The organism is Rivularia sp. PCC 7116 (assembly GCF_000316665.1).
Lineage (GTDB): Bacteria > Cyanobacteriota > Cyanobacteriia > Cyanobacteriales > Nostocaceae > Rivularia.
In genome coordinates, this window is record NC_019678.1 from 5,069,180 (window position 1) to 5,093,356 (window position 24,177).

The following is a 24,177-nucleotide window of genomic DNA, read 5'->3' on the forward strand; positions in this document are numbered from 1 at the left end:
CTAATATTTGAGTCATTCAACATCAAAGTCTATCGATTATTTTATCTAACCGACGTATTTATGAATCAAGATAATTCAACTGAATCTAAAACTTCTATTTTTTTAATTTTAGTAATTACAAGCGTAGTAATAGTCTTAGCTGCGACATTATATCCGTTTAATTTCGCATTACCAGATAGTATCTCTAAACGAGAATTAGTGAATAGTTTTGACAACAACAGTTTCTTTAATGACCAGGTAAACAACGTTTTACTATTTTTGCCTTTAGGATTTGGCTTGACGGGTTTGCTGCAAAAGCGAAAAGTGAAATTGGTTTGGCAGATTTTCGCAGCATTTTTAGCCAGTGCCGCTTTATCTTCAACGGTAGAATTGCTGCAAATTCTGGTACCTTCAAGAACTCCAACACCCGCCGATATTTTTAACAATAGCTTTGGTGGCTTTTTCGGGCTGATTTGCTTTTATATTTGGAATTCTCGAAGCTTTAAAGCAATATTGCATAGAATAGAAACTAGTAGAGCAAGTAATTCCATCAGCAAGATTACCTTGTTCTTTACTGGTTATGTGATTCTGACATTTTTAATTACAATTCCCTGGCAAGCTACAACCAATTTAACTGGCTGGAATCCGAGTTTTCCATTGATCGTCGGTAACGAAAGAACAGCTAATAGAGGATGGGAAGGTTATATATCGCAACTCAATATTGCTAATCAAGCTTTTTCTCAGAATCAAGTAAAGCAATTATTTTTGCCGAATAATAGTTTTGAAAATCTCGGAAATTCTGCAATTGCTGCTTATGAGTTTAAAGGAAAAGCACCATATCAAGACAGAATTGGAAAACAACCAGACTTATTATGGAATGGAGAATCAGCAATCCAAAATGAACAAGGAGTATTTATAAGTTCAAATAACTGGCTAAAAACAGCAACACCAGTCACATCTTTAAGCAAAAGTATAAGTAAAGCTTCCGAATTTACTATTAGCACTACTCTGGCTACTAATAAAACAGAACAAGTTGGTCCAGCAAGAATTATTTCTCTTTCTAATGATTCTTTTCGTCGTAACTTTACCTTGGGACAACAAGGAAGTGATTTAGTCTTTAGGCTGAGAACTCCCCTCACAGGAGCCAACGCTTCCGATGTAAAATTAGAAGTGCCCGGTGTATTTAGCGATATCCAACCACATCAAATAGTTATCACTTATTCCAAATCATCGTTAATAATTTATGTAGACAGCATTAGCAACATTCATACCTTAAACTTACTCGACTTAATACCCAAAGAAAAAAGATTTTTCTATTACGGAATCACATTTATTCCGTTTGGCTTATGTTTAGCGTTGCTTACAACATTAGCCAAAAGAAAAATCAACTTTTACCGTTTGTTACTTCCCGCCGGGATATTATTACCTTCTTTGATATTAGAAGGAATTCTCGTACAAGAAAGCGGTAAAAGTATCAGCCCCAAAAATATCTTTTTGGGAATCTTATTTACAGCCGGTACAATGTTTATATTGAAAGCGAGAACGGGAACAGTTATCAGTGAACAGTCAACAGTCAACAGTCAACAGTGAACAGTTATCAATTTTCATATTGAGAATGTAGTTAATCAACTAATTACAACTTGTTCCTTGTCTCCGGCAAAGAATACGTTAGTGGAAGGCTCTGCCTTCTGTCGTCAAACGAGGCAGAGCCTCTTGAGAATGCATTTCAAGCCAGAGATTTGGAACGAGCTACTGTTCACTGATAACTATTAACTGTCAATTGATTCCGGTACTTCTAAAGGAAATTGACCCAGATTTCCTTTGCGATAGTCGGTTAAAATAGTTCTTGCACTACGCTCTACATCACCTTGATATTTATGTTCGGCTAAAGCGAATAAATATTCTTCTCCGGTATAGGATGTTGATTCGAGCTTGTAGCGCAATAAAAATGGATTTTCAGGCAATATTTGGGGAGCAGTTTCCTGCATTTCTCCCACTATATCTACGAATGCTGCTGCTACTTTTTGATTATCATAGGATGCTTCTCCAATATCGTCGCAAATTGCTAATTTTAATGCTGCTTCCTGATTTTCTAACTTGAGCGGAATTACACCGGGAGCATCTAATAAGTTTAATTCCTTGGAGATTCTTACCCATCTCAAAGAACGAGTTACACCAGGGCGAGCCGCACTTTGTACAACACGTTTACCCAATAGCCGGTTGATCAAAGCTGATTTTCCCACATTAGGGAAACCAATTACTACAGCACGTATAGGACGAGGTAACATTTCCCTTTCTTTACGTCTTTCGTTAACTTGACTGCCAGCAGATTGTGCTGCTTTAGCAACTCCATTTACCCCTTTTCCTTGTTTGGCATTGGTAAAAATGGGAACTTCGTTATTAGCTCTAAAATAATCCGTCCATAATTCCCTGGCTTCAGATGAAATCATATCTAACCGATTGATTATTAATAACCTGGCTTTATCTCCTATCCACTCAGATACTTGGGGATGGTGAGTTGATGAGGGAATCCGAGCATCTCGAACTTCTAAAACAACATCAACTAATTTCAGTTGTTCTTTTAGCTGTCTTTCGGCTTTAGCTATATGACCGGGATACCATTGAATTATATTTAATTTATAGTTATGGGTTATAGACATAAGAATAGGTCAGTAGGGAGTATGGAATAGGGAATAGGAATTAAATTTAAGTATATAGCTTTGTATATATGTTTAAAATTTACCTTTTGCATGGGACTGATGCAAAATAATGCGATTGCCATCAATGTCATAAGCATAAACTTCTCTACCGTGAGAGGCGTTGGTAATTTCGTGAAAGGGAGGATGACCTAAGTTTTCGAGATGAGACATAACAGTTTCTAAATCTTTAACCTCCAAACACAAACTCATGCTGCTTTTAAAAGAATCATTGAACTCAGCCAGGTGAGATTCTTTTGGTTTAAAAATAGCTATTTTTAATCCTGAAAGCTGAAATTGAGCGTAGACATTTGGAATATAATTACTCGGTTTTTGACTGAGGAATTGAATGTAGAAATCTACCAGTTCTGAAAAGTTATTTGTAGCAATAGTGACAAAAGCTTCCGCGCATTGAAAAAACATATATAAAAAAATTGATACTAAAAAAATGAGTCATCTTTAAAACAGCAGAATCAATTTGATAAATCATTTGAAGCTGTGTTCGGTTGGTGTTGAATATCTTTCTCTAAATTACCTAGCTAACAAGTATTTGCAGCAAATTTTAATAATATCCCATCCGGGTCGAAAAATAAAACTAAGAAGTGAAGGTGTTTGCATCAGGTTCTGCAACATAATCAGAAGGAGCATCGGCATGGTGTCAAATTAGCGTTCTTTAAATGCCTTTATTAGTAAGTTTTTCTCTATATTCTGCAACTTTTTCCAAAGGTACTTTAAATCATCTAACATTTAAAGTACCGCAAGCGGTAGCAATATGACTCGTAATTCAAGCGTCTGGATTTACAGAAGCTATTTTTGATGAAGCTTTATCTCCTGAGTTTGAAAATATTTCATCATTTTACAATAGAGTTTAGACAACTAAATTATGTGTCAAATAATTGTTGATAGTCTATATCTTCTTATAAAAATTAATTATTTATATTTTTGCACAAATCTGAAGTAAATACTTATCAACGATACGAATATGTAAGCTAATGGCATAATATGCTTTTATGAATTACAATTTTTAAAGTTTAAAATACAGAATTATACTCTGTAAAAAATGACTTCTATAAAAGATATTAATGAGCCAAAAAGGGTTGATTATCAATATCAGGTTGGCGGCAGTTTAGAAAACGATGCTGATTGTTATGTAGTGCGTCAGGCTGATGAAGAACTATATCAAGCTTTGAAGTCTGGAGAGTTTTGCTATGTGTTTAACTCTCGGCAAATGGGTAAATCGTCAATTATGGTACGCAGCAGCCATAAATTAAGCAAAGAAGGATATCAATGTACTACAGTTGATATGAGTTGCGTTGGTAGCGAACAAGTTACTCATGCTCAATGGTACAAAGGAGTTGTTGCTGAATTATGGCGAGGATTTCATTTATTCGGTAAATTTAACTTAAAATCTTGGTGGCGTGAAGAGGAAGATATTTCCGTACTTCAGCGTTTAAGCCATTTTATTGAAGATGTACTTTTAGTACAGTTTCCCGAAGATAAAATAATTATCTTTATTGATGAAATTGATAGTATTCTGAGTTTAGATTTTCCTGTAGATGATTTATTTGCTTTAATTCGTTTCTGCTATAACCAAAGAGCTTTAAATCCAGAATATCATCGCCTTACTTTTGCTATTTTTGGAGTAGCTACACCAAGCGATTTAATTGCTGATAAAAATCGGACTCCATTCAATGTTGGTAAATTAATAAATCTTGGGGGATTCACTTTAGATAGAGCGCAACCTTTGCTAAAGGGATTAGAAGATAAAGTAAGTCATTCGGAAGCAATTTTAGAACAAATATTAGCTTGGACTAACGGACAGCCATTTTTAACTCAGAAGCTTTGTAAAATGGTGAGGAATGCGGAATGGATAATTGCAAAGTCAGAAAACGAAGCTCGAATTGAAGTTGATAAATTAGTTGTAACGCAAATTATTCATAATTGGGAGTCACAAGACGAACCCGAACATTTGAAAACTATAAGAGATAGAATTCTCCAGCAGCAGAAAGCGGGAAGATTGCTTGGTATATATCAGCAAATTTTACAAGGTATAGAAGTTGAAGCGGATATTAGCAGAGAACAAATGGAATTGTTTTTATCTGGTTTAATTATCAAAGAGAATAATCTCCTCAAAATTAAAAATCCAATTTATGCAGAAGTATTTGATTTAAAATGGGTATCGCTAAAATTAAGTCAATTACGTCCTTACTCTCAAGCTTTTGATGCTTGGGTTGCTTCAAATAAAACAGATACTTCGCGATTGTTACGAGGACAAGCTTTAAAAGATGCTAAAAAATGGACTTTGGGCAAAAGTTTAAGCGATTTAGATTATCTTTATTTAACAGCTTCTCAAGAATTGGACAATTACGAAACTCAGGAGCATTTAGAAGCACAAAGACTTAAAGCTGTTGAAGCAAGACTAAAAGCAGAAGAAAAAAGTGCAGCACGTTTAAATTCCTTATTATTTTCTGTTAGCAGCGCTTTGATTGCTGTTAGTACTTTAGCGGCTATTACATTTGTTGCTTATCGACAAGCAAAATTGAATGAAATTAAAGCAATAGCTACTTCGTCTAGAGCATTATTTGTTTTAGAAAAACGTTTGGATGCATTAGTTCAAGGTTTAAAGGCAAATAAAAAAGCTAAACAGTTTGGCAAAACTGATTCTCAAACTGCAAGAGAAGTTACAACTGCTTTAAGGAAAGCTATTTTTACAGCAATTGAATATAATCGGATTACTGGAATTGATTCTCAGATTTGGGGTGTAGATTTTAGTCCCGACGGTAAAATAATTGCTACAGCTAATAGAGATAATACAGTTACACTTTGGACTCGTAGCGGTACAAAAAGTAAACCTTTAACCGGTCATAAAAATGCTTTAAGAACTGTTGCTTTTAGTCCGAACGGTAAATTTATTGCTTCTGCTGGTAGAGATAAGGTAATTAAAATATGGAATCGCAAAGGTGATTTATTAAAAACTTTGGAAGGTCATCAAAATGTAGTTTCATCAGTTGCTTGGAGTCCAGATAGTAAGACTATTGCTTCTGGCAGCTACGACAAGACTGTGAAAGTTTGGGATGTTGATGATGGTAAATTTAAACTAAGTTTTAAAGCTCACCAAAATTTAATTAATGCAGTTAATTTTAGTCCAGATGGAAAAAACATTGCTTCTGCTAGCGTTGATAGAACTATTAAACTATGGGATACAGAAGGAAAGTTAATTCGCATTTATAAAGGTCATATAGATGAAATTTATTCAATAGATTTTAGCCCTGACGGTAAAAAGCTTGTTTCTGGAAGTATGGATAATACCGTAAAACTGTGGCAAGTAGAAGATGGAAAGTTAATTGATACGTTTAGAAATCATGTTTCTGGAATTTGGAAAGTAAGATTTAGTCCAGATGGTAAAACCATTGCTTCTGCAAGTTGGGATAATACGATTAAATTATGGAATATTAATGGTATTTTATTAGAAACTTTGAAAGGGCATAATGGTAGAGTCCGTGGGTTAGCTTGGAATCCCAACGGTCAAACTCTTGCTTCGACTAGTGAAGATAAAACTATCAGATTTTGGAATTTAAATAATACTTTAGTTAAAACTCTTTACGGTCATAAAAATGGGATAATCAAAGTTGCTATCAGTCCTGATGGTCAAACTATTGCTTCAGTTAGTGATGATAGCACGATAAAACTATGGAATCGGAATGGTGAACTACTTCAAAGCATTCTAAGCAACTCTAGAGGATTTCTTGATGTTAATTTTAGTCCGGATAATAAAATCATTGCTTCAGCAGGTAATGATAATGTAATTAAACTATGGACTACTGAAGGTAAAGAATTAAGTGTTTTAAAAGGACATAACGCTCCAGTTTGGTCGGTAGTTTTTAGTCCTGATGGTAAAATAATTATTTCCGGAAGTGAAGATGGAACAGTTAAATTGTGGAATATTGACGGTACTTTAATAGATACTATAAATACAGGTCAAGGAATTATTCGAGCAGTTGCATTTAGTCCCGACGGCAAGATGATTGCTTCGGGTGGTAAAAATAAAACTATTAAATTATGGAATCTTCAAGGTAAACCTTTAAATACTTTGAAAGGTCATTTCGATACTGTCGTAGCAATTGCATTTAGTCCCGACGGCAAGATGATTGCTTCTGCTAGTTTGGATAAAAATATTAAGCTGTGGAAGCGAAATGGTGAATTGATTAGTACTTTGCGAGGGCATAATACTGATACTAGAGGAGTGGCATTTATTTCTACTCCAATTAATTCTTCCAATATTAATAAACAGAATTCTAAGAATTACATAATTGCTTCGGCTAGTGGTGACAGTACAATTAAATTATGGAATACAAATGGCAAGTTAATTACAGCTTTGCAAGGACATAAAGGTGCTGTTTGGGATGTCGAATTTACTCCAGACGGAAAAACTCTTGTTTCTGGCAGCGAAGACAAAACTTTGATGTTGTGGAATTTAGAAAAAGTTATTGATAGCGACAAAGTCCTTACTTACGCTTGCGATTTAGTCCGAGATTATTTACAAAACAGTGCAGACGTAGATTCTGTAGATAGGAATTTATGCGATTAATGGTAATTGGGCATTGGTAATTGGTAATTGGTAGTAGGTAATGCAATACTGCTCGGTTAAGAGGAGATCCTCCCTAACCCTCCTTGAAAAGGAGGGAATAAAAGCCCCCTTTTTTAAGCGGGTTGGGGGATCTCAAAACGAGTTTAATGGCTTAACCGAGTAGTAGTAACAACATGCGAACACCAAAAATAGTTTCTTCTTCGTTCCCTTGTCTCCCCATCTTATTTTCCCATGCCCAATTACCCATTCCCTTTTTATAAAATAGTTTTTGTCAAACTTTCGGTATAGGCTCAATTTCGCTAGCATAGCTACCATCAAAGACGAAAGTCTATTAGGACAACATTATTATGACTAGCATCTCATCTGTACCCGATTTCATCGAATCACTATTAGGTAATGAAGCTAAAGATTTACTTACCCACAAAGCAAAAGTATCAAAAGATATGCTTCACCTACCGGGAAGCGATTTTGTAGATAGAATTTGGGCATCGAGCGACAGAAACCCCCATGTATTGCGTAGTTTGCAATCTTTGTACTCTACGGGAAGACTTGCGAATACTGGTTATTTATCGATTTTACCTGTAGACCAAGGTATTGAACATTCTGCGGGTGCTTCCTTTGCTCCGAATCCGATGTATTTCGACCCCGAAAATATTGTTAAGTTGGGAATTGAAGGTGGTTGTAATGCGGTGGCTTCAACTTTAGGAGTATTAGGAATTGTTTCCCGTAAATATGCTCATAAAATTCCTTTTATAGTTAAAATTAACCATAACGAATTACTCAACGTTCCCAACGATTACGATCAGGTAATGTTTGGTGATGTCGAACAAGCTTGGAATTTAGGTGCTGTTGCCGTCGGTGCAACAATTTACTTCGGCTCGGAAAACTCCACCCGACAAATTCAAGAAGTAAGTAGAGCCTTCAAACGCGCTCACGAGCTAGGAATGGCTACTATCTTATGGTGCTATCTCCGTAACAACGCCTTCAAGCAAGACAAAGATTATCATCTATCTGCCGATTTATCTTCTCAAGCCAACCACTTGGGCGTGACAATCGAAGCCGATATTATCAAGCAAAAAATGCCCGAAAACAATAACGGATACGGTGCAGTTGCTAAGGCGATCGGTAAAAGTTACGGAAAAACTCACGAGAAAGTTTATAGCGAATTATCCACAGATCACCCCATCGATTTAACTCGCTATCAAGTATTAAACTGCTACTGCGGGCGGGCAGGGTTAATCAACTCCGGTGGTGCCGCCGGTGAAAACGACTTTGCAGCAGCAGTACGTACAGCAATTATCAACAAGCGGGCTGGGGGAACCGGCTTAATTTCTGGACGTAAAGCATTCCAACGTCCTTTTGAAGATGGTGTTAAGTTGTTCCACATGATTCAGGATGTTTACTTGTCTGAAGATGTGACAATTGCTTAAATAGTAAGTAAGGGCGTGTTTTCAAAGTACTCCTCACCCTATAAGGGTGAGGCTATATTTACAAAGTCCGCCTGCGCGGACTAGAAAAATCTGGGTTTTCTAGCCCTTTGGGGGCTTTGTAGATGTAACTCCAGGCTTTAGCCTGAGAGCGGTTGGGGTTTGAAAACACGCCTTAGGGCAATTCATACTTTTAATCAGCAACGCCTATTTATTGCTTCACTAACTCCCTTCAAATCAACAAAGCAAAATTCTTCAGCTTCTATCAGATATACGGGATATTCTTCAAAACTCACCGACTTTATTATTTGATATTTCTTCATGCTTTCAGGAATCAACTGAAAATAATTCTCTGTATTTTGTTTGCTCCGAAAATCCCAGATATCCACTTTCTATCTTCTTTAATGGCTTCAATGTAATTTATTTTTCTAAATTAAAATTTGTTTTCGTTTTAATTCTATTTATAAAAATACTTATTTCGATAGTTGTATAATCATTTTCCTAAATAGGCTAAAGTCAATAAATCAAATTAATTAATCAAAATCAAAAATAGTTGTCAATCTTGATACATAAGCACGTATACTAGGCACGGCACTATAAAATGCCAAATACGTCAATCATCCTGCCGCGATAATTTTGCTTCATTGAATGCAACAAATTAACGCGCAATAAATCAAACTCTTATAGAGTAAGCAGACATACCTGTAGACTAATGACGAATCAGTTTCCCAATCGAAGTTTACAAGTTCGCGTAAGACTAGTTAACTTATTCAAAAAATACAGACGGCTGTTAAAGCGCTGTCTTCCACTTGTATTTGCAATATCATTTTCTACGGTATTGCTGCTTGACAATTTGCAGTCTACAGCCCAACTCCCTCCTCCGGCGACTATTATCCAACCGGAAATATTCCAGCCCCGACAACTACCTCGTCAGGAAATTCGGGGAGTATGGATGAGTACTAATGATTTCAATGTTCTCAAAACTCGCTCTGGAGCAAAAGATGCTATAACTCAGTTGCGAAGATTAAATTTCAACACTATTTATCCTGTTGTTTGGAATTCTGGTTATACTAAGTTTCCTAGTATTACAGCCAAACGTGCTGGCATTCCTTTTTTCTTTAAAGGTGCTGATGGACAGGATATTCTTGCTGATTTGATTAGTCAATCCCATCGTCAGGGTTTATTGGTACTTCCCTGGTTTGAATTTGGTTTTATGACTCCTGAAACCTCGGAATTAGCCTTGAATCATCCTGAATGGTTGACTCAAAAACGCGACGGAAGCCGAACTTCTAATAGTGCGGCAGGGGAAGTTGCATGGTTAAATCCTTTTCATCCTCAAGTACAGCAGTTTATCCAAAATCTGGTTCTCGAAGTAGTTAGTAGATATGATGTCGATGGCATTCAATTTGATGACCACATGAGTCTACCTCGGGACTTCGGTTATGACAAATATACCGTTGCCTTGTACACTCAAGAAACCGAAAACCCACCGCCAGCAAATCCCGCAGATGAAGCATGGGTAAAGTGGCGTGCGGATAAAATTACAGCTTTTATGGCACAACTTAATCAAGCGGTAAAAGCCAGAAAACCTTATGTAATTTTTTCTGTTTCTCCCAATTACTACAACCACGCTTATAAATTACAGTTGCAAGATTGGCTCAACTGGGTGCGTTTAAGTATTGTAGATGAATTGGTGATGCAAGTTTACCGTAATGATTTAGCTAGTTTTACTCGCAAAATTAACCTTCCAGAAATTATTGAAACTAAGCGATATATACCTACTGGTATCGGTATTATGGCGGGTTTGCGAAATCGTCCAGTTTCAATGCGGCAAATTAAATCTCAAGTACGAGCAGCACAACAACGCGGTTTGGGTGTAACTTTCTTTTATTACGAAAGTCTCTGGAATTATGCTCAAGAAAGTGTAGAATTACGGCAATCTGGATTTAAGTCTTTATTTCCACGTTTTGCTCGTCGTTCAAGAATTTGATGAAAAAATAAGCAGATAATAAGGTAGAAAACAATTTGCGACTATAAAATAAACCCGGTTTTTGTACAAACCGGGTTTCTCAATCTAATTTAGAAAGAATTTCGGATTTTACACAATGCTAATTCTTTTCTTCTTGAAATAATTCCATCAAGCCAACTGTGCCAACGAAAAAAGTATATATACCATATTTATACCAAATTTTATCTTTAGAACCTGCTTTAAAAGCTGCTATGATTGCCTCAAACAAATGTGCTGCAACAGCAACACGTTCAATCCAAAAAATCGGTTTAATATTTGATGGTATTTGAAGTTGATGTGTTATCGCATAAATATTCCATATTTCTAACCCCATAGCACCTATCATCAGAACTGTAGACAATATTTTGATAGCGAATAAGTTGTTCTTCATGAGCTTTAATAAATACGAATATATTTTGCTTGATAAAAATTAAGTCAGTAAAGATTGTAGTCTATAAAATAACTTAAAAACCCGGCTTCTTAAAGAAACCGGGCTTTTAATCACTTTAAGCAATTACAATTCATACAGAATTATTACTACTTGATCGCAACTTTTGCTTTCTCTTCGCTGCTGCTAGCTTCATAAGCTTTCTCCAATCGCATAATCTGCTTTGCTTGCATTGATAATGCAGTTTTATCAAGCCAGTTTGCTATTAATGCATCGGTTGAAAACAAACCCGCACCATTGATGGTAAAGAATAGGAAGCAAGCTGCGTAAATCGCTGATAATTCCAAGTAGGAAATATTGAAGCCTGCAACCAACACGTGATGGTACATTGCAACGCACATTGTTGAGAATAAACCGAAAGCTGCCGGACGAGTCAATAAACCAAGTATCAATAATGGGGCACCAAATAACTCGGTAAAAGCTGCCACATAGCTAAAGAATATCGGGAAAGGCAAACCGATAACCTTTACGTAAGCTTCTGCAAAGCTTTCAATATTACCCAATTTATCCAAACCGTTGTGAATCATCATGATACCAACTACGGCTCTTAGAACAGCCCAACCTGTTTGCGAAAATAAATTAGGGCTGGTATTAGGTTTGAAAATGTTTGTTATTAGTGCGGTATTAGTCATATCTCAATTATCTATGCAGGCAAATCGATCGTATTTATATTAATTAACTTAACAAAATAGTTAAGAAATGTAAATATATAATTTTATTTATTAATTTTTCTGAGAAAATCTCTGTAATGCAGTCAGAAAATAGTTCATTAATCTTGTAATTGCGGCTTTATAGAGACTTATGCAATTTCGATGAATATGAAAGTATATGAATTTTAATTAAGCCGAAATTTTATCGCCGTTGCTTTTTGTTCAGACATTGCTATCAATCTGCAAATATGCATCATGCGATCGCGTTATTTTTGAAATCCTTACATGGAGCATAATTATGCCGCTATCCTTCATCGTAACTTGAAGTAATATCACTGAGATAAAATATTATTTTGCTGTATAAAATACAAAAAGTATCGAGCATAAGTAGGGAATGCGCTACCACAAATAAATCTCTTTACATCAATAGATATAAATACTTGTGGTATGAATAGCAAATTGTTTTATGTAAAAGCGCAGTTGGCGAAAGTTTATATTAAAGATGCGTTTCTAAAAAAAATTCTGCCTTTTTTGTTTCTGTCATCGATAATTTTCTGCTTACTTCTAAATAGTTTGGCTCCGGCAATAGCACAACAACCCCGTGATGAAATTCGTGGCGTTTGGATGACTAGTAATGATTTCAATATTCTTAAGTCGCGTGCAAAAGTTAATGATGCTGTAGGTTTATTGCGACGCATGAATTTTAATACTATTTATCCCGTAGTGTGGAATTCTGGTTATACAAAGTACCCGTCTAATGCCGCACGAAGAGCCGGGATTCCTTTTTTTTACAGAGGTGAGGAAGGGCACGATATTTTAGCAGACTTAATTTCTCAAGCACACCGACAACATCTGATAGTAATTCCTTGGTTTGAATTCGGTTTTATGATTCCTCAAAGTTCGGAATTAGCCTTGAATCATCCTGATTGGTTAACCCAAAAACAGGATGGAAGCCAAACCACGATTGGGGTTGCAGGTGAAAATGCTTGGTTAAATCCATTTCATCCCCAGGTTCAAAAATTTATTTCCGAATTGGTAACTGAAGTAATTACCCAATATGATGCAGATGGAATTCAGTTTGATGACCATATGAGCTTACCCCGCGAGTTCGGTTATGACAAATATACCGTTGCTTTGTACCGGCAAGAAACTGGTAACAATCCCCCTAAAAATGCTGATGATACAGACTGGATACGCTGGAGAGCGGATAAAATTAGCGAATTTATGATCGAACTCAATCATGCTGTAAAAGCCATAAAATCAGATGCGGTTTTCTCTGTTTCTCCAAATTATTATGATTTCGCTTACAAACTGCACTTGCAAGATTGGCTTAAATGGGTGAGAGAAGATATTGTAGATGAGCTAATCGTGCAAATTTACCGTAATGATTTGCAGTCATTCGTTGCTACAATTAACCGCGAAGAAATGCAAGAAACGCAAAAGAAGATTCCAACAGCAGTAGGAATTATGGCAGGATTGCGAAACAAGCCGGTTTCCATGCAACAAATTCAATCTCAAGTTAGAGCATCTCGTCAACATGGTTTGGGTGTATCTTTCTTTTATTATGAAAGCTTATGGAATCGCACCCAAGAATCGAAACAGTACAGAAAAGCGGGGTTTCAAGCTATGTTTCCCGCGCCTGCTTTTCGCTCTGCGATGAGGTAATGTTGACGAGTAAGAATGGTGAGGGCACAGAGGTGGGAGAATAAATTTTTATATTTTCCATGCGCCGCTCAGAAGAATGAAATGCACTACTATTCTTTTTGATTAATTCCAACGTAATGTAGAGATGTAGCACTGCTACGTCTCCCAACGTTATGCAGAAAATCAACCATTCAAAATTAATGAAATGCACTACTCAACAATATTAATTCTGAGATGTGCGGCAATCATATTTTTAAACCATCTATTTTTATACCAGCAATAAATTTTAGCTATAGATAAATGCTGACTTTTTTCAATAACTTATTTACAATAATTAATATAATTTTGCATGTAATTAAAACATTCTCTGCAATCCCCGCACTGTCTATTATTGAGATAATATTAGTGGTTGCTCGCTATTTAATTAAATGTTGTTTCATGTTTTTGACTAATTATATAGACTACAATCGGCGCTAAAGTTAGAGGTATAAGGTTTTATCAATTTTGACCTCAAGTTTTTCTGAAGCATTTTAATTATGCAATCAAATGCCGAACCTATTGATTTACCTCCTTTAACTCGGTTTATAAATACTTCTCCTGCAATAGTTACCCCAGAGACTTTGGTGATTGATGCGATTGCTTTAATGAGAATTCCGGTTCAAAATATCAATCAAAACTTGAATGCACCTAATATTTCTCAAATAACAGTTACAGCAAACAATCAACAAACTGATTGCGTACTAGTCTGTGAAAATTTACTTCTTCAGGGTATATTAACGACTTCAGATATAATTAGATTTATTTTATCTAGGAACAATTTAAATAAAGTGAAGGTTGCCGAAGTAATGACTCGGCAAGTAGTAACCTTAAAAAAGTCCCAAAGTAATAATATATTTACAGCATTGCAATTAATGCGCCAGCATAGAATCGGAAATTTACCGATTGTGAATGATTTCGAGCAAATAGTCGGAATTATCACTCAGGATAGTTTGCTGCAAAATTTTGATTTGCAAGCGCTACTGCAACGCCAAACTCAAACATATAATTGTTACGAATCGCACAAGCAAGTCAATTTTGAGACTCATGTCTTGAATAGACTTGGTGATGCAGTTGTTGGGATCGATAACGAGCATTGCATTATTTATTTAAATCAAGCAGCAGAAAAGTTATATAATGTTAAACTTGAAAATTTTGTTGGTAAACGGCTCGAAGAAGCTTATGATTCTCGTTGGGTGAATTCAGAAGACGAGCAAGCTGCACGTGATGCTTTGTCAGCAACAGAAGCTTGGCAGGGAGAGAATATTCATATAAAAAATAATGGCGAAGAAATCTTCGTTGAATCATCAGTTAACGTGCTCAAAGATAATAGTGGCGAAAATATCGGTTTAATTGCTGTGATTCGCGACATTACCAAGCGCAAACGTGCAGAAATAGCTATACGGGAGAAACTACAGCAACTAGAAACAATTGTTAACAATAATCCTATAGGAATCTATCGCTTTATCTATCATACTGATGGCAAAGTGTCTATTCCCTATGCTAGCGTTGGTTATCGCCAACTATTGGGTTTAAATCCGACTGATATGAGCGCTTATCCCGAAGATGTACTCGCAACAATTCATCTGGATGATAGAGAGAAATTTGCTCAAGCGTTAATAACTGCTACTGGGGAGCAACATCAATCGCATTATATGGAATATCGAGCCATTGATGTTTTAGGACAAGTAAAATGGTTGGGAAACAATTTTCGCTGTTCCAATCATACAAATGGCGATTTAATTGTAGATGGAGTAGATATTGACATAACACCTCGCAAACGTGCAGAAATTTCGCTACAAACTTCTGAAGAAAGATTTCGCTCTTTGGTAGAAATATCAAGCGATTGGGTATGGGAAGTCAACGAATATGGCTTTTTTACTTACGCTAGTCCAAAAGTATTAGATATTCTCGGTTACACTCCTCAAGAAATTTTGGGTAAAACGCCGTTAGATTTGCTGCCTACCGAAGAAGGTAAGCGGCTTGTTGAGGTTCTTAACTCATTTATTATAGAAAAACAGCAGTTTAAAAATTTAGAAAATATCAAGTTTCATAAAAACGGAAATTCCGTAATTATGGAAACAAGCGGCGTACCTATATTCGATGCAAACGGTTATTTTCGTGGTTATCGCGGTATTGATAGAGATATTACCGAACGTTTTCAAGCTGAAGATAGGTTACGTACTAGTGAAGAACGTTTTCGGGTATTAGTAACTCATGCTCCTGTGGGAATTTTTCAAACTAATGCAAAGGGAGAATGTTTATTTGTCAACCCACGTTGGTCAGAAATTACTGGATTATCCGAGCAAGAAGCATCAGGAGAAGGTTGGTCAAAAGCGCTACATTCTGATGATAAAGAGCAAGTGTTTACCGCATGGTACGATGCTGCCACAGCAGGACAAGAGTTTGCAATGGAATATCGCTTTTGCACTCCTGAAGGTAAAGTTAGTTGGGTGTTTGGCAATGCGATCGCTATTTGCAATCAAACAGGAGACATTACGGGGTATCTAGGAACTGTCACCGATATTACCGAACATAAGCAAGCTGAAGAAAAACTGCGCTGGACTCAGGCTTTGCTGCAAGAAGCCCAGAGAATAGCAAAAATGGGCAGTTGGTCTAGAGATTTGACGACAAATGAAAGATGGTGGTCCGAACAATATTACCGGATAATTAACTTGAATCCCGGTGATGCTATGCCCGATGTCGAAACCGTAATTAATTCAAATGTACATCCAGACGACCGCGATAAAATTTATCAAATGGTAATGGCTTGTATCGAGCAGGGTATTCCCTATGAAACTGAAGTACGTTTTCTAAATGCCGATAATAGCATTGGTTACGTGTTTATTTGCGGAAGGGTAGAGCGCGATTCCCAAGGAAACTTGTGTCGTTATTATGGCATTGTTCAAGATATTAGCGAATATAAGCAAGTAGAATTGGAGTTAAGAGAGAGTAAAGAACGCTACCGCTCGGTTGTAAAATCGATGCATGAAGGTGTAGTTATTCAGCAAGCCGATGGTACTATAATTTCCTGTAATGCTAGTGCCCAAAAGATTTTAGGGCTATCAGCCGAACAGATAAAGGGACGTAATTCTGTAGATCCTCGCTGGCGTACAATCCACGAAGACGGTTCTCCTTTCCCAGGGGAAACTCATCCGGCGATGGTTGCTTTGCATACCGGTAAACCATGTTTATATACGGTGATGGGAGTTTACAAACCCAATGGAAAACTTACTTGGATTTTGATTAACTCCGAACCGCTATTTTTACCAGGACAAAATCTTCCCTATCGTGTAGTCACTTCCTTTTCTGACATCACGCGACGCAAGGAAGCCGAAGAAAAAATTAAAGAACAAGCTCAATTGCTCGATATTACTACCGATGCAATTTTAGTTAAAGATTTAGAAGAAACTATTTTATATTGCAACAACAGCGCCGAAAATATATATGGTTGGAAGAAAGAAGAATTAATCGGAAAGACAGCCAACGAAATTTTATATGAAGAAATTTCACCAGAATTAGAATCAGCATTGAGCGAAGTTGTTGAAGCTGGCTCCTGGCAGGGAGAATTACATAAAATTACTAAAACAGGTAAAAATATTATTGTTGCTAGCCGTTGGACACTGGTGCGCGACAAAACTGGAAAACCCGAATCAGTTTTGACTGTAGATACCGACATCACCCAGACAAAGCACCTAGAAAACCAGTTTCTCCGCACTCAACGTTTAGAAAGTTTGGGAACTTTGGCGAGCGGTATCGCTCACGATTTGAATAACATGCTCACACCAATTTTGGCGATCGCTCAACTTTTACCCTTCAAGTTGAATAACGAAGAGCAAGATTGTAGGGAAATGCTTTCCATGCTAGAAGACAGTGCCAAACGCGGAGCCGACTTAGTTAAGCAAATCCTGACATTCGCTCGCGGAAATGAAGGTAAGCGCACCGTATTGCAAATCAAGCATCTTCTAAAAGAAATTGAGCAGTTTGCCAACAGAACATTTACCAAATCAATTGCAATCAACAGGTATCTACCGCAAGACCTATTGACAATTTCGGCAGATCCTACACAAATGCATCAAGTTTTTATGAACTTAGTAGTTAATGCTCGCGATGCCATGCCCAACGGTGGAACTATAACTATTTCTGCACAAAACCTGTACATTGATGAAAGCTATGCCAAAATGAACATCGAGGCAAAAGTTGGTAATTATGTTGTAGTTACCATTGCCGATACAGGGAAAGGAATTTCTCCAGAAGCTATTGAGCGAGTTTTTGATCCCTTCTTTACCACTAAAGAAGTAGGTAAAGGAACGGGATTAGGTTTATCAACTGCTATTGGCATCATTAAAAACCACGGTGGTTTTATTGAAGTAACTAGTGAGTTAGGAAAAGGTAGTCAATTCAAAGTATACTTACCAAGCACTCAGGATAAGAGAATCGAACCAGCACAAGAAAATATAGCGCTTTTAGGAAACTCAGAGCAGATTCTAATAGTAGATGACGAACCAGCAATTTGTGAAATTGTTAAAACTACATTAGAAAGTCAAAACTTCGATATTCTTACAGCAGCAGATGGCATCGAAGCAATTTCAACATATGTCCAGAATAAAACTGGAATTAGTATCGTGTTAATAGATATGATGATGCCAGAAATGGACGGAGCAACAGCTATAGCAACTTTGCAACAGCTAAACCCACAAGTCAAAATTATTGCCATGAGCGGATTAACATCTACTCAGACTTTAGCTCAAGCAGCAGGCACTGGAATTCAAGGATTTCTAGCAAAACCATTCACCCAATACGACTTGCTCAATACTATAAGTGGAGTTTTATCAGCGAGTAGTAATTAGCAATCAATCAACAGTTATTTCAGTAATGCCAGAATTATTATTAATTACCCATTACCTATTACCTATTACCTATTACCCATTACCCAGTTCCATAGATATGACAAATATTTTACCAGTCATGAGATTATACTTTGACTAGAAGATACTGACCGTTGCCGTTGTATTCACCGTCGCAAGTTGCAAAAATTGTTCCTAACATGAGTAAATAGAAGCGCCACATTCGACGAAACTTGTCGTAGTTCATGCCATAGTCTAAAGATTTGATTGTATCTTGATAATTATCAAATCTTTGCAACCATGCTTTTAAGGTTTGATGGTAGTTGATGCCGTTTATATACCACTGACTGACGGTTTTAAGATCGCGATTATGATTTGGAATCGCATTATAATTCCAGTAGCGCCCGTGAGGAAAAATGTACTTATGGGTAAAGCCTGATGACATATTGTTGGGGATACGAACAGTAATGATATGAATGAATGCCTTCCCATCACTTTTAAGAAACGACGCTACTTTTTGCAGGGAATTTGTGAGATTTCCAACATGCTCAAAAAGTCCGACTGAAAGAATTTTGTCAAATTTCTCGACGAATTCTACGCGATTTAAATCATCTTCATAAAGCGTAAATCTACCTGAACTTAGATAACTCTGAGAGTCTTGCATTTTGCGGCGTATATACTCGCATTGTTGATAGCTGAAATTCAGTCCCGTAAATCGTACATTAGGGAACTTAGACATAATGTAGTTAGCCACGCAACCCCAGCCACAGCCTAAATCTAAAATATGGTCGCCGTCAGCTATTTCTAGTCGCTCGATTATCAGATCGATTGCGTGCATTTGAGATTCTTCAAGATTCCTAGCTCCATCTTCCCATAATCCCATACTGTATTTGGGATAAATAACTTCCCAATCTCCCAACATCTGATTCAGCATAGTTTGGGGTAAATCGTACTGAAGTTTCATTAGCTGTTTTGAAGATTTAGCCAGACTATCGGATTCGTTTAATACCCATTCATAAGGAGCTAATAAAGCGGGACAATACTTAAAGAAAATGGGCATCGATGCGTGCAACAACAATCGAAAAGCAGAATCTGGTATTTCTAGACCATTGATGTAAGCTTCTGCTGAAACCATGTGAGCCTGATTAAGAATTCCAGCCATTAATCGTGTAGATTTATACGCAATTGGGTCTTTTAAAGATATATCTCCCATGATGGGAATATGCTTTTGAAAGCCTGAAAATACTTTTGTAGAAGTCATTTTAGTTTTCTCTTTATTTTTAATCCCTATCTGTAGCAGTCCTAAACTATTCAGGATTGCTATATATGGTTATTCTCGATTGAAAAAATTAGTGTCAAAAAACAAGTGCAAAGAATTCATTACCTGTTGACAAGCCTGGAGAAAGCAGCCTCAAGATAAAATCTTTGCACTCATAAAAGTCGAAGGAATCTGCAATGGAGCATATTTATCCCAAAGGATATAAGCTCATTAAGAGCAAACAATGCTTACTAACTGCTATTCATTCAATCTATTATAAAAATATGAGGAACTTGTGAGGATAACTTGAGTAGTTAAATCGAAATCCTTACAATCTAAGTGGGTATGCAAAATTATTTGTGTCATTGCGAGTGAAACGCAGCAATCGCAGAGTGTTGCGATTGCTTCGCTGTCGCTCGCAATGACAAATATAGCCGTTGTCAGTTGAGTAGAATACAACAGGTAACTACTCATTTGGACACCCCTCTCCTTAGTAAGGGGTGAGGTTCAGACTGTATTGCACCCAAGTGAAAAGCGCTATATACAATTAATTTTGTCTAAGTACTTATACTCCCTTCCCGATAGAAGATTTCCTATAAAAAACCGCAGAGAGCGCAGAGAGCGCAGAGGAAAGAGCTAAAAATAGATAGGTAATTTTAGAGTGAGATAGGAGTAGCTTTTGAGAAATTAGCACTTGTTTCCAATATTAGTTAAAACTAGAAAGTCATAAAAGAAAGATAGTTCACATCTTGCACCATTCTCATTCGCTAGAGCCGGAGCCTTTAGAACCTAGTTACCAGGTTTAATCAGGGAACTAGTAATTCACCAAGCTAACTTTGCGGAGTCCATAAAAAGAAGAAAAAGTAAGAAAATAATTTTTTCTTCCCCCTCCCTTGCCTCACTCAGCAAATTTGCCTTGCTTGAGAACTAGTTGGAGAGCCTCCGACTCTTGTTAAGACTGGTGCAAGATGCGAACGTAGCAAACTTATTTGATATTTCTTCACTAGCAGAATCAATTTTTATTGCTAGCGATAACACCTCCGATAGGCAAAATCAAAATTTCATGGCTATCGCTTTCCGTAAACTCTTGGTTTATTCCGATGCCCTTTACATCATAATAGCGTCTTGGATTTCAAACCCCGAAGGAGCCGTTGTCAAACTAGCGATGGCTTGATTTTGGAACAATATTTGGTTGCCTTGGATATCGAAATCACTAATGTTGCTGCTAAAGCCAAAAGTGAATCTATCACCTTCAAAGAATCTAAAGTCTGTAATGGTGTCAAAGCCTTGAATATTAAATAAATCTGCACCTGCACCACCAGTCAAAGTATCCGCACCAGCACCGCCGATCAAAATATCCGCACCAGCGCCACCAAATAACCTGTCGTTGCCGTTACCACCGTTTAGGGTATCTCTACCGGCACCACCCCGCAAGATATCGTTACCGTTACCACCTCTGAGGTTATCGTTACCGTTACCGCCTAGAAGACTATCATTGCCTCCGTTACCAAATAAATTGTCATTTCCAGCGTTACCAGAAAGAGTATCTCTACCAGCACCACCCCGTAGGATATCGTTGCCGTTACCACCTCTGAGGTTATCGTTACCGCTACCGCCTAGAAGACTATCATTGCCTCCGTTACCAAATAAATTGTCATTTCCAGCGTTACCAGAAAGAGTATCTCTACCAGCACCACCCCGTAGGATATCGTTGCCGTTACCACCTCTAAGGTTATCGTTACCGTTGCCGCCTAAAAGACTATCGTTTCCTCCGTTACCAAATAAATTGTCATTTCCAGCGTTACCAGAAAGAGTATCTCTACCAGCACCACCCCGTAGGATATCGTTGCCGTTACCACCTCTAAGGTTATCGTTACCGTTGCCGCCTAAAAGACTATCGTTTCCTCCGTTACCAAATAGATTGTCATTTCCAGCGTTACCAGAAAGAGTATCTCTACCGGCACCACCCCGTAGGATATCGTTGCCGTTACCACCTCTAAGGTTATCGTTACCGTTGCCGCCTAAAAGACTATCATTTCCTCTATTGCCAAATAGATTATCATTTCCAGCGTTACCCGAAAGAGTATCTCTACCGGCACCACCCCGTAGAAGATCGTTGCCGTTACCACCTCTGAGGTTATCGTTACCGTTACCGCCTGAAAGCGTATCTCTTCCGTTACCACCGCGCAGAGTATCTCTACCGTTGCCACCGTTGAGATTATCGTTACCGTTGCCGCCTAAAAGACTATCGTTTCCTCCATTGCCAAATAAATTATCATTGCCTGTAGCACCTGCAAGCGTATCTCTTCCAGCACCACCGCGCAGAGTATCTCTACCCGAACCACCATCAAGGTTATCGTTACCTATACCGCCCTGGAGACTATCGTTATTTTCGTTGCCAAACAACCTGTCATTACCAGCATTGCCCCGCAACGTATCGTTACCTCTCAAACCAATAACCGTATCATTACCTGCTAAAGCGTTGATTAAGTCAGGACCATTTGTCCCTACCAGAAAATCATTGTTATTAGTAGCCATGTCAAAAATCCTTTGTGGCTTGATATTGAAGAGTGAATATGCAAAGAGATGGTTAAAACAAAAAATGATTTTTGATTTCAATCTCTTTAACTACTAATAGTTGTATCTAATTTTTGTTTGCTTAAATATATTTAGCTAAATTTTGATATTCTTTTTTACATAATGGTTAACTTTCACTAAAAACGATTAGATTAATTAATATACGCCATTTGATATATTCTCTTGCTGCTATTTATTGCCACAAGAATTAGATAGAGTTTGCATATGCAATTCACTTCAATAAGCTATGCTTTTGTTTTGTTACAAAACTACAATCTCTAGATTATTCTAATTTCTAATTATTAATTTTTCTTCACGTTTAATTGAGTTAATGTCTTTTATTTTAGCTTTTTAGTGCAACTATACTATCAGTTGATTAACAAATAATGAGTTAATCCGTTCTAGATTCCCTCACAGTTTCCTCATACTTATTGTCTACAATCGAATTGTTTAAGAATTGTCTTAGTTCCCTAAGTCAGATTCAATAAATAATCAGGGGCGCTAGTAAAGCTATTTGATTTTAGTCAGGAATGTCCGCAATTGTCACAGTGTCCCGTTGGTGCGTGACACTAAAAACATTATTACTACGTTCATAAATAGTCGAAGTGTCACAGCACCCTAAAAGATAAATATGCCAGTTGCGTAAGTCCTATTACTAAAATAGCGTCCCCTGAAGCTAAAATAATTTAATTACACTGATGGTTTTTTTGGCTTGCTAATTACTTATTACTATTTTGACTGAATATTTAATTGCGTAGATATTTGCTGATTCATTATCATTGTTTCTGGAGAATTAGGCACGGTTGTACGCATTTGAGTATTTGCATTCATTTTGAGCGATGTACTTAAAGGCATAAGTCGGTTTAAAGCGATTTTTGATTGTCCCGTGCCATTGGCGTTGTAAGATTCCATAATCATAGTCATACCTTTGGGAATTTGGGGTAATGCTATTTTTTGTGCGCCGGGTGCTTTTTGCGTTAGATTGATATTCATTGTTGCAATGCCATCTTGAATATCAACCAATTCGTAGTTAGCAGTTTGCACAAGGGTGATGCCATTGAAGCTAATGTTAGAAGTAACTTTCCATTTTGCACCTTTACCGACTGCTTCTGTGGGAACTTGAGCCGATAGCTGTTCGATGGAATTTTTCAATTGATCCATCGTTTGTTTTAAAGCTGGGTTGAAGTTTTTCGGGACAATAAAATTAGCTTTTTTAGTCTGCCCCTTATTATCAACAATTACATTTCCTTTTAAACCTTGCATTTTTTTTATTTCACGGCGCATATCTTCCAGAGCGCTGGGTGGTAGATTGCTTTCTCCGACTATATCGACATTGTCATAAGAAAAATCATAATAAATATCGCCATTTTGTTCTACCTTGTTGACGGTAGTATTTAATTTCAAGCTGGTTCCAGGTATTTTAAATGATGGTGCTTCATTACCATTCACAGACATGGACATATTCATATCCATTTGCATATCAGCAGTTTCTTTTTGTCCCGTTTGGGGTACAAAACGTAATCTTTGACGCGGTTGTGCTCCTGGTGTAATTAATCGAATTTGGGATTTAGTTTCTGGCTGTGGGGATAGCTGATTTTCAAGCGGTGTTTGTGGTTGTGTTGTTTGAGCAAATGCACGATTAAAAACGGGTTGTAATCCGGAACCAATAATGGTGAGCAGAATCCCACCAGCTAACAAGCTTTTTTTGGTTGTCATTATTTTTTACCGAAGTTTATATACTTATATAATTCAGTTATACAAGCATTTATTCCCGAATCGATTCATAATTAACGATTTTCACTTGGATGAAATCCAGGTAAACCTCACTTTCTTCCCCTCTCCTCGTTGAAGGGATGCCCAAAGCTGTCTGGAAAAAATTTGTGTAGTGTAAATTTAAATCTATACGCAAACCTTTAACCCCACTCCCCAGATACGGGAAGTGGAGTTTTAAACCCTCTCAGGAATGGGGAGAGGTAATCTAGGAGAAGACAAGGGGTGTTTCAATACTGCTCGGTTAAG

13 protein-coding genes are annotated in these 24,177 nt (G+C 37.2%); 6 read left to right on the top strand and 7 right to left on the bottom strand.

Translation table 11 applies throughout. The features are described 5' to 3' along the window. Positions 1–60: 60 nt before the first annotated feature. Complete coding sequence (locus tag RIV7116_RS19640) at positions 61–1,569, top strand: VanZ family protein (RefSeq protein ID WP_015120058.1); 1,509 nt, start codon at positions 61–63, stop codon at positions 1,567–1,569. A gap of 179 nt (positions 1,570–1,748) precedes the next feature. On the opposite strand, the gene ylqF is transcribed toward RIV7116_RS19640, so the two are convergent. Then, positions 1,749–2,639 carry a ribosome biogenesis GTPase YlqF gene (gene ylqF / locus RIV7116_RS19645; RefSeq protein ID WP_015120059.1) on the bottom strand — a complete coding sequence of 297 codons (891 nt, stop codon included), beginning with the start codon at positions 2,637–2,639 and terminating at the stop codon, positions 1,749–1,751. A 72-nt stretch (positions 2,640–2,711) separates the two neighbouring features. Next, positions 2,712–3,098, bottom strand: coding sequence for a glyoxalase/bleomycin resistance/dioxygenase family protein (locus RIV7116_RS19650; RefSeq protein ID WP_015120060.1), 387 nt, complete (start codon positions 3,096–3,098; stop codon positions 2,712–2,714). 637 nt (positions 3,099–3,735) lie between these two features. Between RIV7116_RS19650 and RIV7116_RS19655 the strand changes: the two genes are divergently transcribed. The 3 genes from RIV7116_RS19655 (at position 3,736) to RIV7116_RS19670 (ending at position 10,680) form a co-directional block, all read left to right on the top strand. Beyond that, positions 3,736–7,263, top strand: a complete 3,528-nt coding sequence (locus tag RIV7116_RS19655) for an AAA-like domain-containing protein (RefSeq protein ID WP_015120061.1) — start codon at positions 3,736–3,738, stop codon at positions 7,261–7,263. 347 nt (positions 7,264–7,610) lie between these two features. Beyond that, entirely contained in the window at positions 7,611–8,693 is a 1,083-nt protein-coding gene (locus tag RIV7116_RS19660; protein WP_015120062.1) for a class I fructose-bisphosphate aldolase, read from the top strand. A 709-nt stretch (positions 8,694–9,402) separates the two neighbouring features. After that, entirely contained in the window at positions 9,403–10,680 is a 1,278-nt protein-coding gene (locus RIV7116_RS19670) for a glycoside hydrolase family 10 protein (protein WP_015120063.1), read from the top strand. 118 nt (positions 10,681–10,798) lie between these two features. Here the strand turns inward: RIV7116_RS19670 and RIV7116_RS19675 are convergent, their stop codons facing one another. After that, positions 10,799–11,089: a hypothetical protein gene (locus tag RIV7116_RS19675; protein ID WP_015120064.1), complete on the bottom strand. Its 291-nt coding sequence runs from the start codon at positions 11,087–11,089 to the stop codon at positions 10,799–10,801. Between the two features lie 146 nt (positions 11,090–11,235). Further along, on the bottom strand, positions 11,236–11,778 hold the full coding sequence (locus RIV7116_RS19680; protein ID WP_015120065.1) for a DoxX family protein: 543 nt from the start codon (positions 11,776–11,778) through the stop codon (positions 11,236–11,238). Positions 11,779–12,243: 465 nt separating this feature from the next. Here RIV7116_RS19680 and RIV7116_RS19685 point away from each other — a divergent pair, with 465 nt between their 5' ends. Further along, positions 12,244–13,461, top strand: a complete 1,218-nt coding sequence (locus tag RIV7116_RS19685; protein ID WP_015120066.1) for a glycoside hydrolase family 10 protein — start codon at positions 12,244–12,246, stop codon at positions 13,459–13,461. A gap of 515 nt (positions 13,462–13,976) precedes the next feature. Continuing rightward, entirely contained in the window at positions 13,977–18,326 is a 4,350-nt protein-coding gene (locus tag RIV7116_RS34025) for a PAS domain S-box protein (protein WP_015120067.1), read from the top strand. A 124-nt stretch (positions 18,327–18,450) separates the two neighbouring features. Here the strand turns inward: RIV7116_RS34025 and RIV7116_RS19695 are convergent, their stop codons facing one another. From RIV7116_RS19695 to RIV7116_RS19705, 3 genes are all read right to left on the bottom strand, one after another. After that, positions 18,451–19,584: a cyclopropane-fatty-acyl-phospholipid synthase family protein gene (locus tag RIV7116_RS19695; protein ID WP_015120068.1), complete on the bottom strand. Its 1,134-nt coding sequence runs from the start codon at positions 19,582–19,584 to the stop codon at positions 18,451–18,453. A 1,104-nt stretch (positions 19,585–20,688) separates the two neighbouring features. Then, a complete protein-coding gene (locus tag RIV7116_RS19700; protein WP_015120070.1) occupies positions 20,689–22,119 on the bottom strand; it encodes a calcium-binding protein in 1,431 nt (476 codons plus the stop codon). 768 nt (positions 22,120–22,887) lie between these two features. Continuing rightward, positions 22,888–23,874, bottom strand: coding sequence for a DUF6263 family protein (locus tag RIV7116_RS19705; protein ID WP_015120071.1), 987 nt, complete (start codon positions 23,872–23,874; stop codon positions 22,888–22,890). Positions 23,875–24,177: the final 303 nt, after the last annotated feature.